We start from the raw sequence: 17064 nt of genomic DNA on the forward strand, positions 1-17064 counted from the left end.
ATATTCAGCGCTTATATTTTGAATATATCCTTTTATAAGTAAGAAACAGTACAGGTATCCCGACGATAGTTCCCACAGCGACAACTATTCCTGCAATATCAAGCTGAAACAGCCCAAGAACCGCGCCTGCCCAGAATACAGCAGAAAAAGCTGTCCACATAAGCCCGTTTGCTTTGTTATAGGCAGGAATATCCGATATTTCATTTTCTTTGACTTCTTTTCCCGACCAGAACCACATGGGCTTTTTGCGTTTCCATGCGTATATACCAAAACAGGTAAAAAATATGCCTATGGGTATCGTAAGCATAAGCCAGACTGTCAGTTCCATTATAAGCCCCCTATTTTTTTAGGGCTGCCAAAGGCAGCCCCTACATAATATGATTTTGTGGGACGTCGAGGACGCCGTCCCCTACACCTCGGGCAAATAATATCCGCCCCTACTACTTACTACTTTCTACTCACTACTTACTTCTTTATCTTCATGGAGATATCGAAGCACTTAACGGAATGAGTAAGGGCACCGAGTGAGATTATATCCACGCCTGTCTCAGCCACAGAGCGGATATTCTCAGAGGTAACATTGCCCGAAGCTTCAAGGAGAGCCTTGCCGCCTGCTATCTCAACAGCCTGCTTCATCTCGTCACAGCTCATATTGTCCAGCATGATAATCTCAACGCCTGTCGCAAGTGCCTCACGAAGCTCGTCCAGTGTACGCACTTCAACTTCAATCTTAACCGTGTGACCTATCTTCTCACGGAGCGCATTCACAGCCGCAGTGATTCCGCCGTAAGCGTCAATGTGGTTGTCCTTGAGCATTGCCGCGTCGGAGAGATTGAAGCGGTGGTTCTTTCCGCCGCCCACTGTTACCGCGTACTTCTGGAGTGCGCGAAGTCCCGGGAGAGTCTTTCTTGTGTCGGTAACGGCTGCCTTTGTGCCCTTTACCAGCTCAACGCACTTGTTTGTGGCAGTAGCTATACCCGACATATGCTGCAAGAGGTTCAGCGCAGTCCTCTCGCCCTTTAGAAGTGTGAGTGTGCTTCCTTCAAGCTCTGCGATTATATCGCCCTTCTGAACCTTTGTGCCGTCCTGAAGGAGAATTTTGAAGTCCACATCGCCGCCTGCAAGGTCAAAAACTCTCTTTGCCACCTCGATACCGCAGACTACGCCTGTATCCTTTGCAACGTAGTAAGCGGAGCTTCTGTGGTCGGCAGGGATAAGGTTATCTGCCGCAGCGTCGATGTAGTTTATGTCCTCCATGAGGGCAGTAGTGATTATATTATCAACATAGCATTGTAAAAGCTTCATTAATATCTTCCTTTCTGTTGTAAATCAAAATTTAGCAAAGCTAAATTTTGATTTTAGCCGTGAGCCATTAGCCATTAGCTAATGTAGGGGACGCCGCCCTCGGCGTCCCGAAAAATTGGCATTGTAGGGGCGATGACCACATCGCCCCGTTAAGGGACGCCCTCACTTGCAGGGCGTTCCCTAAAGGGACGTCGAGGACGCCGTCCCCTACATTTTTTACTTTCGTTTGAATCTTAAAAAGTGAAAAGTTGAGAATTGAGAGTTAAGAGTTGAAAGTTATGGTATCGCCTGCGGCGATATTATTTAAATAATGTGAGCGAAGCGAACACATAAACTCTCAACTCTACACTCTAAACTCTCAACTGATTTACGATTTGTACTTCGAGTCGATACACAGGAACTCCTCTAAGGTAAGTCCCGAATCATAGACCTCCTTTGCAAGCTGCTTTCCGAGATAGCGGACGTGCCACGACTCGTACATATAGCCTGTTATATTCTCCTTGCCCTTGGGGTATCGGAGTATAAAGCCATACTTATAGCAATTCGCCGCAAGCCACTTTGCCTCGGGAGTATTCGTGAATGCGGAGCTTGCATAGTTTATATCCATTGCAAGTCCCGTCTGATGCTCGGAATGTCCTGCCCTTGCAGAATATGTATCAGCCGCAGTCTTTCCGTCACGGGCAACGTAACCGTTGTAAAGCTGATTCTGATAATCGTATGAGCGGAAGCCCGAGCATATACTAAGGCTCAGTCCTGCATTTTTTGCGTCAGCCTGCATGGTATTGAAAGCCGCCTGAGCATCGGGAAGTATCTTCCCGGGATTGTAGTCCTTTGGCAGGGCATAGGTCTTATTGGCAATGAGTATGCCGTTCACGTAGGTTATGCCGTTCTTCACCTCTATCTTCTGCTTTGTGAATGTCTCCAGTTCACCGTTAGCCCAGAGTATCGCAAAATGCATAGAGTCATTGTGGGTTATCTTTCCGGCAGTATTATTGTCAGTGCTGCCGAAGTGAAAAACGATATTCTCACCGTTGGGAGCGTACTCAAAGCGGCTGATATACCCGTTCTTATCCGTGCGCTTTCCGCTGAGCCCGTTTATCTCATAAACGCTGCCGTTTGTACTTACCCAGCGCCCCGTGAGGAGCTCCGATGATTTTATGCTGTTGTCGCAGAAATAACGGAATGTTTCAGTCCTGCCGTACTCCCATTTCAGCGTAAAGGAATCATCATCGCTCCATGTGATGAAAGCGGTAACAGTATCGCCGCCTTTCATTTTCATAACGACAATATCCTCGTCGCACTCAATGGCAAATTCGCTTGTGCTGCCGGCAGTCGGGTCAATTACAGTTCCCTTTCCGTCGCCGAAGCTGAAATATCTCTTGCCGCCTGCTATGTCACCTATCCATGTGCCTGTTGGGAGCTTATTTCTGCTCCTGATAATTATATCCTGCATTTCGGCAAGGTCAAATGAGTCGATATTGCCGTCGCAGTTTATATCAGCGGCTATGGACTGATTCTCGTTGAGACCGTAGCGTCCCAGCAGATAGTTTTTCAGTAGTACGATATCTGCGACGGATACCCTGTCATCGCGGCTTATATCGCCGTGTATAAGAGTTGAAGCTCCTAATGCTGCAAATGGCTGAGCATAGCCTGCAATGACCGCAGCTGTTACTGCGGAAGCTGTAAAACGTCCCATTCTTGTCACAGATATCACCTCACAAATAATGTCAAAGAAATCTGCTTACTGCATTACCTCGCCGAGAATAATGTAAGCCACAGTAACGATAGACTTTGCAAGAACAAAGTCCGCATCAACAAAGTATCCGCCGTTTATAAGGTCGTCGCGTATCTCCTTTACACGCTTGAAGCCCTCCGCCGCAGCCTTTTTATCGGGGATAACGAAATAGCAGTTCTGGAGTATCTTTCTTGTCTCTGTACGTACTCCCTTTGGTATGCGCGAAGCTCCTATATGAGCGTCAAACTCAGCCTCCTCAAAGTCCTTTGGCGCATCTGCCATTTTGGAAGCGATGCTATTTGCTGCATGGCGCGAGAAAACAAGAGCTTCAAGGAGCGAATTGCTGGCAAGGCGGTTGCTGCCGTGAACTCCCGTATGTGAGCATTCGCCGCAGGCATAGAGGTTGGGCAGGCTGGTCTCGGAGTTATTATCAACGTCGATACCGCCCATAAGGTAGTGCTGGCACGGGAATATAGGCACAGGCTCCTTAGTCAGGTCATATCCCTGCTCCAGCAGGTTCTTGTATATCATCGGGAAGCGGTTCTTGAGAAATTCGCTGTCCTTATAGCTTATGTCGAGATAAAAGTCGGTAGAATTCTGCTTGCGTGATTCAAGAATTATGGCATGAGAAACTACATCTCTTGGCGCAAGCTCCAAGCGCTCGTCATAGTTGTGCATGAAGCGCTCCTTCTTGCAGTTGAGTAGGTAAGCTCCCTCGCCGCGTACAGCCTCTGATATAAGGAAGCACTCACGGGTAGCGCGGTTATTGAAAGCTGTGGGATGGAACTGCACATAGCTGAGGTTCTTTATCTTAGCTCCCATTTCGTAGGCAAAGGTGATACCGTCGCCTGTTGCGATAGCGGAGTTTGTTGTAAACTGGTATACTCTGCCGATACCGCCTGTAGCCAGTATCATAAAGTGACAGTTGCAGGTCTCATAGCTGTCATCGGGCAGCCTGAGAAATGCAGAATAGCCTGTACTCGTGCGCTTTACGCTGCACATTATTGTATTCTCCATGATAGTCACATTGCTTAGCTTCTGAACGTTTTCAAGAAGAGTTGATGTTATCTCCTTGCCTGTAGCGTCAGCGTGGTGGAAGATACGGTGGTGGCTGTGACCGCCCTCAAGGGTGCGGTGGTAAGTGCCGTCGGGATTCTTGTCGAACTCAACGCCCAGCTCGATGATATGCTCGATATCCTGTGCAGCCTCGCTTACAAGGGTATGAACAGCCTCGACATTGTTCTTGAAGCTTCCTGCGATAAGCGTATCATTCTGGTGATACTGGATATTATCCGTGGGAGAGTTATAAACGCCTGCGATACCGCCCTGAGCAAGTGATGAGTTGCACAGCGGCAGGTCGCGCTTGCAGAGGATAAGGATATTGAGCTCCTTCGGGAGATTGATAGCCGCGTAGAGACCTGCTGCACCGCAGCCTGCTATAATGACATCATAATTCTTGGACATGATATGAACCGTCCTTTACATAATAATCTATACATTTTTATTATACCACACTTGTTTTGAAAAGTAAATCCAAATTTTGCGCAATAACATGATAAATCTATGAACGGGATTCCAAAGGGACTGTGTTCCTTTGGTCAGGTCAAGGGCTGACAGCCCTTGTGGGGTGTGGGGCAAAGCTTAACAAGCCCGTCCCCTTTGTCGCCGTGCGACATCTCCCCACACTGTGGGGAGTAACCCCACAGTTACAAAGCGCTCCTAACAGGAGCGAGTACCCTCTGTCAGCTACGCTGACATCTCCCTGTACTACAGGGAGTCACCGCAAGGGTGAATTTTCAAAACAGTCCGGTGGACTGTTTTGAAAAGAGGGACGCCCTGCAAGAGAGGGCGTCCCTAATTGGCTGTCGAGGACGCCAGCCCCTACATCCTCAATTTACAGGGCATAACAAAAGGGCGGATAATATCCGCCCCTACAAGCTATTTCTTCTTCCATTTCAGCAGCACAAATGCGGTTATTCCCGTCAGAAGTGCTGTGAGAGATATTGCGAACCATGTATACGGCATGGGCAGATCAACTGTATTGATACCATAGAAGGCAAACATGATATTTGGTATCTCAAGTATGATTGTAACGATAGTAAGTCTCCACATAACGATACTCTGGTTATTTGAGATTATCGACGAAAAGCCGTCCATCATACTGGAAAGGATACCCGAGTAGATGCTTGCCATCTCGATAGCCTGCTTCATCTCGATGAGAACGTCCTCAAGAAGGTCCTGATCCTCATCATAGAGCTTTATTACTCTGCCGCGGAATATCTTTTCGATAGTGGCTTCATTGGCTTTCAGTGAAGTCGAGAAATATACGAGAGACTTCTCCAGCGCAAGGAGCTGCATGAGAAGCTCGTTCTTCATGGCGTCGTGGAGTTCCTGCTCGGCAGCCGATGAGATCTTATCTATCTGTTTCAGGTAGGTAAGGAACAGAGCGGATATCCTCAGCAGTATCTGAAGCACGAATCTGGTCTTGAAATCGGGGCGGAGATTGCGTATTCCGCCTCTCTTTGCCTCGCTTATTATCTGAGTTTCACGGATAGAGATAGTAAAAACATACTCCTCCGTAACGATTATACCCATTGGCAGGGTATAGAAGTTTTTGGTCTTGTCCTCGTCAACAGCCGATACAGGAGTATCTATGATGACCAGTGTCTGAGCGTCCTCGCGCTCGATACGGGACGACTCCTCCTCATCGAGAGCGGACTTGACGAAGCCGCTGTCCAGACCGTAGTCCTCGATAAGCTCCTTAACTTCCGTGGGAGTCGGATCAACAACCGAGATCCAACAGCCGGCAGACGGAGCCTCGCACTGTGTCAGCGAGCCGTTGATATAACTGTAGAAATTTATCATTTTCATTTCGGGACAGCCTGCGCCATTGCAGGACTTCCCTGCTCCTTTCGCCGAAATTCACTTCGGCAAAGGGACGAGAGCATTATCGTCTGCCGAAGCGTGGAATGTTTTTCAAATTCCCATAAGGGTCAGAACTCATAATGCACCTCCAAAAATTCATGATACAGTAATATTATAGCAAATATCCTTTACGATTACAAGTACTTTTTCAAAAAAAGCATGAAAAAGCCCTCCGTCCGTAAGGACAGAGGGCTTAACTCTGATTTTTCTGTTAAAATTACCATTCTTCTAATAAAGAGGGTAATTGGCGTATCTGCTTCCGCCGAAGTAATTGTATATCTCGTCGGGCATGGGAGCTCGTTCCCTCCCGTTTCTGTTTACCGCTTTCAACGTGAAGTACAGCTCATATGAATTTCCGTCGCTTCCTTTGATATAAGCCTCGGGAGGGCGCCCGTCAACATGGAAGTCATATTCCCAGGGCGTATATGCAAGGCTGCTCAGCATATTATTGATCCATTCGCCGTCCTCGGGATTCCATGTGAGAGTGGGTATATATCCCGGTGGGTGTTCGGGAGTCGTACGCTCCGTTACAGGCTCCGTGGTAATGATTTTGGGAGGCGGCACTTCCTCTATTGCGGTAGTTACTATTCTATTTTTTGTCGAAGTCTGAGCCTTTGTAACGGTAGTCGTGAGGACGGGCAGCTGTGTGGTCTTAGCCCCAGTGACAGCATTCTCCCTTTCCTCGGGCTCATTATTCTCCTCACGGGGAGCTGATGTAGTTTCCTCGGTATCGTTGTTTTCCGTCTCAATTGGCGACGATATATCCTTGCTTTCCTTTGTTTCCTTTTGCTTTTCCTCAGAAGCCTTTTCTGTTGTCGCCTCTGTTCTTTCGGCAATACTATTCTCGTTTTTGTTCTGCGTCACATTTACATATCGGACTTCTGTAGTTTCGTCGGTAGTTGTCTCGGCATTCTCATCAAGCAAGGGCGGTCTTTTTTTCAGCATGAGCGCTCCGCCTGCTCCGACGCCTGCCATAAGCATAACTACCGAGACAACCACTGCAAGTCTGCGCCATATTGCTCCGCGATATGGCTCAACTCCCGAAACAACAATGCCATTATCGTTTTCGGTATCAGATGACGGAGCTGCTTTTATCTCAGCTTCTTTTATAATGTCCTCGTCAATAATGTCGATGACCTTGATTAGCTTCCGCTTATCCATTATAGTACCCCTCCTTTTTTAAATAGTCTTTCAGCTTCCTGCGTACCCTGAAAAGGTAAGTAGCAGCCGTGCGTTCTTTTATACCATAATACTCTGATATTCTTGCAATACTGTCACCGTACCAGTACCGCCTTACGAATACTTTCCTGTGCAGCTCGTCCTGTGTTCTCAGAAAGCGGCTTATAGCCTCCGCGAGAGCTTTTTCCTCGCCGTTGTCCTCTCTGTAATCGGGGATACAATCGGAAAGCTCGTCAAGAGATACAGCAAAATCGCTGCTGCGCTTTTCCGCAGAATTATATTTGTACCTGTCAAGGGCTTTATTCTTGACCATATGGCAGAGATAGCTTTTCAGATCGGCAGGGCTGTCAGGGGGTATCTTGTTCCACGCTTCATAATATGCGGAATTGATACATTCCTCAATATCCTCGGGGCTGGAAAGGATATTCCCTGCAATATAAAAGCACAGCCTTTCATATTTATGTTTAAGCTCTGCTATCGCCCTTTCATCTCTCTTGAAGAACAACTCAATTATTGATGCATCATTCATGGCTGCGCCTCCTTTCCTGGAATGAGAGGTCCTCTTATCTATATATTTGATTTCCCTCGGGAAATATTTCACTTTTACAGAAATTTTTTCAGATAAAAGGAAAGCTGCCGGACTTTCGTCCGACAGCCTTATTGCTGATGTCATCTCATTCAGAGAGATCAATCATCATTTCTCTTTCCCCTGCGAGCTGCAAAAGCGCTGCCTGCTGCAAGTGCGAGTATCGCAAATGCTGCACTGATGCTCTTTACGCCTGTATTAGGAGAATTTGTAGTAGCCTTAGCCTTTGTAGTAGTTGCCTGCTTTGTTGTAGTTACTGTAGTAGTTGCAGGAACTGTAGTTGTTGTGGTATCTTCTGTGGTTGTAGTAGTCTCAGCTGTAGTTGTAGTGGTTCTTGATACCTCGTCATTATCCATTGTGGTAAATGTTGTTGTAGTTGCAGTAGTTGTTGTAGTAGTTGTTCTTGAGAGGTTCATACCTGCTACATCAGCAGTTGTTGTAGTGGTAACGATCGCCTCGTCTATCATTATGATAGTCTGATCGGAGGTCGCCTTTCCGTCAACGGAAACTACCTTGCCGTCCACGATCTCGAATACGATATCTGTTGCCACAACAAAGCCTGTAGGAGCAGCTATCTCGCTGAGAGTATAGTTACCGTCTGTAAGCTTTATCTCTGTAGCAGATGTACCTGAGATCCATGAAGCAGCTGTACCTGTCTTCTTTACGAATACAGCGTCCTTGCCAAGCTCGATATCGCCGTCCTTGAACTCAACGTCATTGCCGTTCTTGTCCTTACCTGAGATGCTGAGCTCAGCACCGGGCACCTCTGCACCGTATGTATCCTGCTTGTCGATCTTCACCAGAGCAGTAACAGTAGTTGTTACAGTGGTTATCGGCGCTGTTGTTGTGGTGGTGGTTGTGGTGGTTGTAGTTGTAGTTGTAGTCGTTGTTGTGGTGGTAGTAGTTGTTGTAGTTGTGCTTGTAGTTGATGTTGTTGATGTAGTAGTTGTCGTTGTAGAAGTTGTTGTGCTTGTTGTTGAGGTCGTAGTTGTAGTGGTCGTAGTAGTTGTGGTAGCAGTCGTTGTTGTAGTTGTAGTAGTAACGATTATCTCGTCTATCATTTCAACTGTGTTATCAGACTTGCCGCCCTTGACTACCTTACCGTCCTTGACCTCGAATGTAACAGTTGTTGCCTTCTCATATCCATTCGGAGCTGCAAGCTCTTCCAGTGTATATGTTCCGTCTGCAACTGATACGATAGTCTTTTCGTCGCCTGAGAGCCATACAAGAGCACTTCCGACGCTGTTTACAGCTTCGCCGCCCTTGCCCACATTGAGCTGACCGTCCTTGAAGGTGATAGCCTTGCCGTCTGAGCCCTTACCTGTGAGAGTAAGCTTAGCGCCCTTGACCTCCTTGCCGTTGAGGTCATCTACCTTGTTGATATTGACCTTAGCAAGTGTAGTTGTTGTGGTCGCTGTAGTTGTGGCAGTAGTTGTTGTGGTTGTTGATGTAGTTGTCGTTGTGGTTGTAGTAGATGTTGTGGTTGATGTAGTAGTTGTCGTAGTAGTTGTTGTTGTGCTTGTTGTTGATGTAGTGGTTGATGTAGTTGTGGTAGTAGTTGTTGTGGTGGTAGTAGTCGTTGTAGTTACAATTCTCTTATCTACCATTTCAACTGTATTATCGGACTTGCCGCCGCTTACTACCTTGCCGTCCTTGACAACAAATGTTATCTTTGTTGCTGTCTCGTATCCGTTCGGAGCTGCAAGCTCATCGAGTACATAGGTACCGTCTTCAACTGATACGATAGTCTTTTCGTCGCCTGAGAGCCATACAAGAGCACTTCCGACGCTGTTTACAGCCTCGCCGCCCTTGCCCACATTGAGCTGGCCGTCCTTGAAGGTGATAGCCTTGCCGTCTGCGTCCTTACCTGTAAGGGTGATCTTAGCGCCCTTGACCTCCTTGCCGTTGAGGTCATCTACCTTGTTGATATTGACCTTAGCAAGTGTAGTTGTTGTAGTCGCTGTAGTTGTGGCAGTAGTTGTTGTGGTAGTGGTAGTAGTTGTTGTTGTAGTTGTTGTTGTGGTCGTAGTAGTTGTTGTAGTTGTGGTGGTTGTGGTTGATGTAGTAGTTGTGGTTGTAGTAGATGTTGTTGTTGATGTAGTAGTTGTCGTTGTAGGAGTTGTTGTGCTTGTTGTTGAGGTTGTTGATGTAGTAGTAGTTGTTGTAGTGGTGGTGGTAGTAGTTGTTGTGGTTGTAGTAGTAGTCGTTGTGGTAGTTGTAGTCGTTGCCTGAGCATCACAAACCTCGATAGCATTGCCTGCCTTATCTACTAAGTAGTAGCCGTCAGCTGATGTCTTGTCGTGGTCAGCCTTGATGTCCTTACCGCTTGCGTCAACTATCTTGCTGTTCTTGATAGTGAACTCCAGTTCGGAAGAAATTACATCATAGACCTTTCCGCCGCTTGTGAACTGTTCGCCTGTTTCCCTGAGCGTGTATTTACCGTCCTTGAGTGCCTGTACGATCTTTGCAGTATCGCCTGATACCCACTGGATACCGATAACATTCTTATCGCTGTCGTAAACCTGTACGAAGTCCTTATCGCTGCTGTTAGCCGCAACGATAGAAGTCCAGTCAACGTCGGGATTTGTTATTTCAAGTGTAGCTCCCTTGATCTCGTTCTCGCCTGTAATATCCATTTTGCTGATAGTTATATAGTTAGCGTCCTCAATAATGAGTTTATCGCCGCCCTCAGCAAATGAGGTCTTGCCGTTTGTTACAGCGTCAACCTTTGTGACCAGACCATTTTCAATAGTAAATGTGAACTTGGAAACTACTGAATAGCCATTAGGAGCAACTGTCTCTTCGAGACTGTACTTGCCGTCCTTCAGACCTGTAAACTTTGTGCTGTTGCCTGTGAATGTTGTGGACTTATCGTCCTTTGTCAGTGTCTTGTCGCCTACTGTTACACCTTCCAGTGTCTTGCCCTCGTCCTCTGCTGTAAGTACAAATGTTGCCTTACCTGCGGACTCGGGAATCTCCTCTGCGCCAAGTGCCTTCTTGTCGATAGTTATTCTTGAAACGTCGTCTGCAACAGTGATAGTCTTTCCGTCATCAGACTTCTTGACATCGCCTGTTGTAGCTGCTGTAACATCTGTTACAATGCCGTTCTTTACAGTGAAATCAAATGTTGATACTACTGTGTAGCCGTCGGGAGCAACTGTCTCTGTAAGAGTATACTTGCCGTCCTTGAGGTGTTCAAGAGTTGAGATATTGCCAACTATCTTAGCGGACTTGTCAGTGCTCTTCAGTGCATCTCCGCCGTTTATCTTTACACCCTCAAGTGTGCCGTCCTTAGCAGTGAGCTGATACTCGACCTGTCCTGCTGACTCGTCGATAGCCTCGCCGCCTAAGTCTGTCTTATTGAGAGTAATGATAGGAGCATCCTTGACTGTTACAGTAGTTCCGTCCTTTGATAACTCGGTAACGCCGTCTGTTACAGCGCTGACCTCAGTTACAAGACCGTTCTTAACTGTGAATGTGAATTCGGATACTATAGAGTAGCCTGCGGGAGCTGTGTCCTCCTTGAGTGAGTATTTACCGTCCCTGAGGTACTCTATCTTAGTTGTGTTGCCTGTGAATGCTGCTGACTTAACAGAGCCGAGAGCCTCACCGCCGTTTATCTTGACGCCTGCGAGAGAGCCGTCTGAATCCTTAGCTGTAAGAGTGAACTCTGCTGCGCCGTCTGTTATCTCCTTGCCGCCGAGGTCAGTCTTGCTGATGTTCAGCACAGGAGCGTCCTCAACGACCAGCTTGCCCTTTTCGTCAACATAAGCTCTGCCTGTTGTTACAGATGATACATCTGTTACCTTGCCTTCCTTTACAGTAAATGTAAAGTCGCTTACTACTGAGAAGCCTGTAGGAGCGGTATCCTCACGGAGAGTATATGTACCGTCCTTGAGTCCCATGAATGTTGCAACGTTGCCGTCGAACTCGGAAGACTTAACTCCCTCGCCCAGCTCGTCGCCGTCGTTTATGCTTACGCCGCTGAGGTCTGAGCCCTCGCCTGCAATAAGTGTGAACTTAGCCTTGCCTGCCTCCTCGGGGATAGGTGTACCGCCGAGAGCCTGCTTGTCAAGCACGATAGTGTTCTTCTTTACGTTAAGGAGGCTTTCCTTATTGGAAGAAGCGTCCTTTATAACGCCGTCCTCGATAGTAAATGTCTTAGCAGCTGCCTTTTCGTAGCCCTTAGGAGCATTTACCTCCTCGAGAACATACTCGCCGTCCATAAGGCCCTTGAAGGTCTTGGAAGGAGTTGGCTTTGTGTTCCACTCAGCAGACTTGCCCTCTGCAAGAGTGTCAGCGTCCTTGATAACTACAGCAGGCTTGCCTGAAGCCATCTTGAATGTGAGCTTCATATCAGCGCCGTCGGTTGTGCCCGAAGGAGTTGTATTGCCGTCTGCATCAAAGTACTTGTCAATTGTTATCTCGGAAATGCTGTCTGTGATGATGAGCGAACCGTCATCAGCCACCTTTATTGCACCTGTTGTCTCGGACTTGACGCTTGACTTGTCAACTGCGCCGTCCTTAACTGTGAATGTGAATTCTGAATCTACCTTTGTATAGCCGTTGGGTGAAGCTGTCTCTCTGAGCACGTAATCGCCGTCCTCAAGACCGATTATGTCAGCCGCACCGCCTGTGAACTTGTATTCGCTGAGCTTCTCTGCCTTGAAAGCAGTTACCTTAGGAGCAGCTGCCTCATCGGCGTCAGCCACGATATTGAATACTCGTCCGTCCTCAAGCTCAAGCTTGTATGTACCGCCGCGAATGCCTGCGACTGTGAGCTTTGTGCCCGAAGCCTTGCCTGTTGCTGTATAAACGTTCTGCTCGTCGGAAACTGCATTTCCGTCAACAGTTACGTTTCTGAGTGTAGGACCGCTTATGGTGTAGCCCATGCCGTCCGCAGTATCATTTACTGTAAGGTTCTTGCCGTTGATCTCGAGAGGCATTGTCATTGAAGTCATTGCCTTTATATCGTCTGCGGAGTAATCTGTTATCACCTGGACCAGCTTGTCGCCGTCGTTCTTTACAAGAGTGAACTCAGCTCCCTCAACGATCTCGCCGCCAACGTCAGCCTTGCTTATTTTTATGGAAGAATCTAACTTCTTGTTAGGGATAGTGATGCCATTCTTGTCAGCCTCGAGCTTGCCGTCCTTGCGTGATACAGTGAACTTTACCAAGTCGCCTGACAGTGCATATCCGGCAGGAGCGCTGACCTCCTCAACAGTATAGTCGCCCTCGGGGAGACCTGTAAAGATTATCTCAGAGCCGTAGGATACCCACTCAAAGGCACTTCTTCCGTCCTCATTGTCTATGTTGTATTCAAGGTCCTCGCCTTCGTCCCAGCCGCGTCCGTCAGCAGTATAGTACTTAGGGCTGCGAGCCTTGACGCTTGCCATATTTACTGTTCCGCCGCCCGGTGTGACGCCTTTCAGTCTGAGACGTGCGCCGATGAGAGGATCGCCGTTTTCGTCCACCTTGTTGATCGAGAGTGTGAAGAGCTCGTTTACGACATCGATCTCAGCGCTCTTTTCATCAGAAGATACCGTGGTGACATCCTTGTTTCCCTTGATAACTGTGACCGTTCCGCTGTCGAATCTGAACTCAACATCGTCTATTGACTGGTATCCTCTCGGAGCCTTCTCTGAGAGAACATAAATGCCGCTCGGGAGGTTTGTGAACTCGATGTCTGTAGCTGTCGTAGTCCACTTTATCGAATCAGCAGAATATATCGGAGCTGCTGCTGTGCCGTCGTCAAGGTTTGATGTAACGCCCTCATCAAGCTTAGCACCTGCGGTCTCCTTGGCAGTAAGGGTGAACTCAGCGCCCTCCTGCTTTTTCTTTGAGCTTTCAGTCTTGATAGAGCTGTCAGTCTCAGAGGTTATCTTGATAGTATCGTTATACTTTACGAATTTCAGCTTTGCAGGAACAGACTCGACGGTGAGAGTATTTATAACGCCGATCTCTCTGTTGCCTCCGCCGACGCCGTTTCCTGTATAGGATACCTCGTACTTGTCGGGAACCTGAGTTTCCACAGCATAGTAGAAATATGTATTGCCCTTGCCGTCGTCCTTCGGAAGTGCTGTCCACTTAGCTGTCCAGTCATCTGAGCTGTCGAGAGTCTTTGCGTCCAGCTTTTCAGCTGAAGGATCAGCGCTTACATTTGTGAGACCTGCCTTGTCAGCGCGGTAAAGAGTTACCTCGACCTTATCGCTGCTGTGCTTTTCATCTCCGTCGCTCCATGTCTTCTTTGCAGAAACGTCGATAGTTTCCTTTTCCGACACAGGGTTCATGAAAGGAGACATATGAGTCTCATTGTGGAGGCGGATATTCTGTGCGATGATAGTACCGCTCATGTTGTTCGGAACTACCTCACAGTCAGGTGCGAGCACACAGCCCCACGGCTCAGCGGTACCGCCGCTTCCTATCTCGCCCTCGTTCCATGAAGAGCCCTCATTGTAAATTATCTGAGTGCCTTCCTCAGCAGCGTTATAGAAGTTATAGATGATATTCGTACCGTTGAGAGCGCTGTCCTTTTCCTTGATGACAACGTGCTCAGCGGGCTCGGCAATAGTCCAGTAGGTCCATTCGGGAGTCCAGCTGAGCTTTGACTTGCCCTGAAGGTCGATATTTACCACGAGAGCCTGTTCACCCTTGAAGGTGCCGTCCTCGAAGTTGATGCCTGCCACCTTCAGTCCTCTGTACTGATCGAGTTGATCGGCAGTCAGATTGAGAACATTGGTACCCTCGGGATTGAGCATAAGGGTACCGACCTGAGGCGGCTGATTGTTGCCGGGATCGTACTCGTTATAGTTGGGGTTATCCTCCCATGTTATGCTTGCATAGCTCTCGCCCATTGAAGCATATGACTTTGATCTTGTCTGGTAGTTAGCCTTTTCCTTTTCAAAGTCGATGAGCTTGCTGCCTGCGTGAGCCATATAGCTCTCTGCTTTTCCGGGACCGCCCGTATACAGCTCTATGGTATAATCGGCAGAAGGAGTTTTCAGCTTTACAGCCGAGCTCGTATCCTGAGGATACTGAAGATTCTCCTCGGGATAGCCTATAGAGAGCGTACAGTCCGCAGGGAACATAAAGTCGCTCATATTTCCCAGCGAGAAGCCCTTTACCCCGTCGTTCTTAGCAGTGGTATCGTAAACGCCGCCCTCCTTGAACTTGAAAGAGTCTCTGACGACGTTGAGAAGCCGTCCTGTGCCTTCTGTGTTGAGCTGTCCGTGATTTGCGCCCACAAGATAATTCGGCGCTGCGATATTACCGTTGATGTGAGCACTGTCATTCATTGTTTCGATAGTATCGAAAGCAAACAAATGGAAGTCGCCTGCTATTCCAAGCGGGTTTCCTCTGTACCACATAGACTCCTCATACGGCGTGTTGACGATCGGAAGCCCGTCAGCAGCGGTATCATCTGCATATGCAGAGAGCCCGAGGTCTGACGGCACCGTGTACATCACAGCCAGAAGTCCTGAGGTGACGCCGCTTATCAGGCGCTTCCCCAATGTTTTTTTCATGGTCATTCCGTCCTTTCTGTTTCTATAAATGATTCCACAATTCCCCGTAATAACTTCCTGCCGCTTGTACGCTTCAGGATATAGTTACAGACTTTTGCAAATTAATTATAACATACTCATATACAAATTGCAATATTTTAACATTAACTAATAATTAGAAATTTTTCTTTCACTTTTGTGCAGTTTGTTGTCGAAAGGTCAGATTTTTCCGTGTTTGACAGCAGGTTCAACAAAGTTTCCTTTCATGTAGTCAACGCATCATCAAAAGCGGGGTGACTCGCATAAAATGGGCAGTTCCACTGATACAAAGGCGCTTTTATACAGCTTGTATTGCTTTTGTGGGATTTGTTTATACAAGCAGTCGAATTTTATGCAATCCGCACCAATTATGAACTGCGTGTTAATTTCTTTCTGGAGAATCGGGCTATTTACAAATTTTATAAAAGGTGATATGATATTTATATTGTATTATATCCTCGCATGAGGAGTAGTAACAAGGAGGAAAATTTAATATGGAAAAGAAAATCAATGTTCGGTCACTGGTGCTTCTGGGACTGCTGACAGCTATCGTCGCATTGTTCTCACTTACACCTATCGGCTCTATCCCAATCGGACCACTGTCGATCACCCTGAACATTATCCCAATCGCAATAGCCGCCATCGCACTCGGACCAACAGGCGGACTTATCCTGGGACTCGTATTCGGAATCTTCAGCTTCCTTCAGTGCTTCGGCATCGGAGTTCTCAGCGGAATGGGAGCTGCTACACTGGAAATAAGCCCGACACTCACCTTCATTCAGCGCGTTGTGCCGAGAGCACTCGACGGACTGCTGGTAGGTCTTATTTTCTCGGTTCTTTCAAAAATAAACTCAAAGAAAGCTCTGTCCGTTATCTCGGGCATAGTTTCGGGCATCGTCCTCATCGGACTCTTCCTTTCTGTAATGCTGCTTATCTGCTACGATAAGGACGGCAAGTACAATATGTCCGAGGGAATGTATAACTTCATCACATCAGGCCTCCCCATTGCACTCACGCTTATCGCCGTGTTTGCTGTCGGATTCGCTGCAATGTTCTGGTTCGTCAACAAGAAGGACCTCTCAAAGGTACAGCAGTCATGCGGTATTGCAGGCTTCTCGGCAGCTATCCTCAACACTATCTTCTTTATGGGAGCTCTGGTAATACTCTTTAACCACACAGCTACAGGTCTTGACAACAAGTACACTATCACTGTCAGCAGCGGCGTTATCTCACAGGTAAAGGATAATGCAGGCAAAGATGTAGAGTTTTCGTCAGATAAGCGCTATGTACAGTTCGGCAGCGACCTCGTCCTCTCAGTAGGCGATACAAATGATGTTCTCCCTGCAACAGCAGACACCGCTGAAAAGTTCGTGCTCACCTCGGACAAGCTCAAGGGAGCAGTCATCAACGGCAAAGCTATCAGCGGCAAGACCGCTAAATTCACAGAGCCGACAGCTTCGCTCAGAGGCTTGAACGACGGCGAATATACACTCAAGGTATACAAGAAATTCAACTACATCGACAGGCTCAGAGGCGGCAAGAGCATACTGCTCTTCATAATCACCGCTGTCGGTATCAACGCATTGTTTGAAATGGTCATCTCAACAGTATTCTCAACACTTATCGGCACTGCCCTCTTCAAAGCAAAGCTGATAAAGACTCCCGAAAATCTCAAGGACTAAATGCTGAAAGCCTTTCCATACACGGAAGGGCTTTTTTATGCGCCGGCTGCACTGACGCAGAATGTCACCAAACGACCATGATTCGCATCATTTTACCATTCTGGAAAGCTC

Annotated in this window: 9 protein-coding genes; 1 reads left to right on the top strand and 8 read right to left on the bottom strand. The window is 47.6% G+C overall.

What is annotated here, in order from left to right:
* Positions 1-4: 4 nt before the first annotated feature.
* The 8 genes from K5677_RS01605 to K5677_RS01640 form a co-directional block, all read right to left on the bottom strand.
* The gene (locus K5677_RS01605; protein ID WP_296723903.1) at positions 5-328 is read right to left on the bottom strand and encodes a hypothetical protein; all 324 of its coding nucleotides are present in this window, start codon (positions 326-328) and stop codon (positions 5-7) included.
* Positions 329-465: 137 nt separating this feature from the next.
* A complete protein-coding gene (gene nadC, locus K5677_RS01610) occupies positions 466-1305 on the bottom strand; it encodes a carboxylating nicotinate-nucleotide diphosphorylase (protein WP_296723904.1) in 840 nt (279 codons plus the stop codon).
* Between the two features lie 367 nt (positions 1306-1672).
* A complete protein-coding gene (locus K5677_RS01615) occupies positions 1673-3001 on the bottom strand; it encodes a D-alanyl-D-alanine carboxypeptidase family protein (RefSeq protein WP_296723906.1) in 1329 nt (442 codons plus the stop codon).
* A gap of 45 nt (positions 3002-3046) precedes the next feature.
* Positions 3047-4504: an FAD-binding protein gene (locus K5677_RS01620; protein WP_296723908.1), complete on the bottom strand. Its 1458-nt coding sequence runs from the start codon at positions 4502-4504 to the stop codon at positions 3047-3049.
* Positions 4505-4978: 474 nt separating this feature from the next.
* Complete coding sequence (locus K5677_RS01625) at positions 4979-5905, bottom strand: magnesium transporter CorA family protein (RefSeq protein ID WP_366848726.1); 927 nt, start codon at positions 5903-5905, stop codon at positions 4979-4981.
* A gap of 288 nt (positions 5906-6193) precedes the next feature.
* The gene (locus K5677_RS01630; RefSeq protein ID WP_296723912.1) at positions 6194-7126 is read right to left on the bottom strand and encodes a hypothetical protein; all 933 of its coding nucleotides are present in this window, start codon (positions 7124-7126) and stop codon (positions 6194-6196) included.
* Complete coding sequence (locus K5677_RS01635; protein WP_296723914.1) at positions 7119-7673, bottom strand: sigma-70 family RNA polymerase sigma factor; 555 nt, start codon at positions 7671-7673, stop codon at positions 7119-7121. Before K5677_RS01635 ends, K5677_RS01630 begins: the two co-directional genes overlap by 8 nt.
* A gap of 158 nt (positions 7674-7831) precedes the next feature.
* Positions 7832-15253: a SpaA isopeptide-forming pilin-related protein gene (locus K5677_RS01640; protein ID WP_296723917.1), complete on the bottom strand. Its 7422-nt coding sequence runs from the start codon at positions 15251-15253 to the stop codon at positions 7832-7834.
* A gap of 512 nt (positions 15254-15765) precedes the next feature.
* On the opposite strand from K5677_RS01640, the gene K5677_RS01645 reads away from it, so the two are divergent.
* Positions 15766-16953, top strand: coding sequence for an ECF transporter S component (locus tag K5677_RS01645; RefSeq protein ID WP_296723919.1), 1188 nt, complete (start codon positions 15766-15768; stop codon positions 16951-16953).
* Positions 16954-17064: the final 111 nt, after the last annotated feature.

The organism is Ruminococcus sp., from assembly GCF_024684275.1.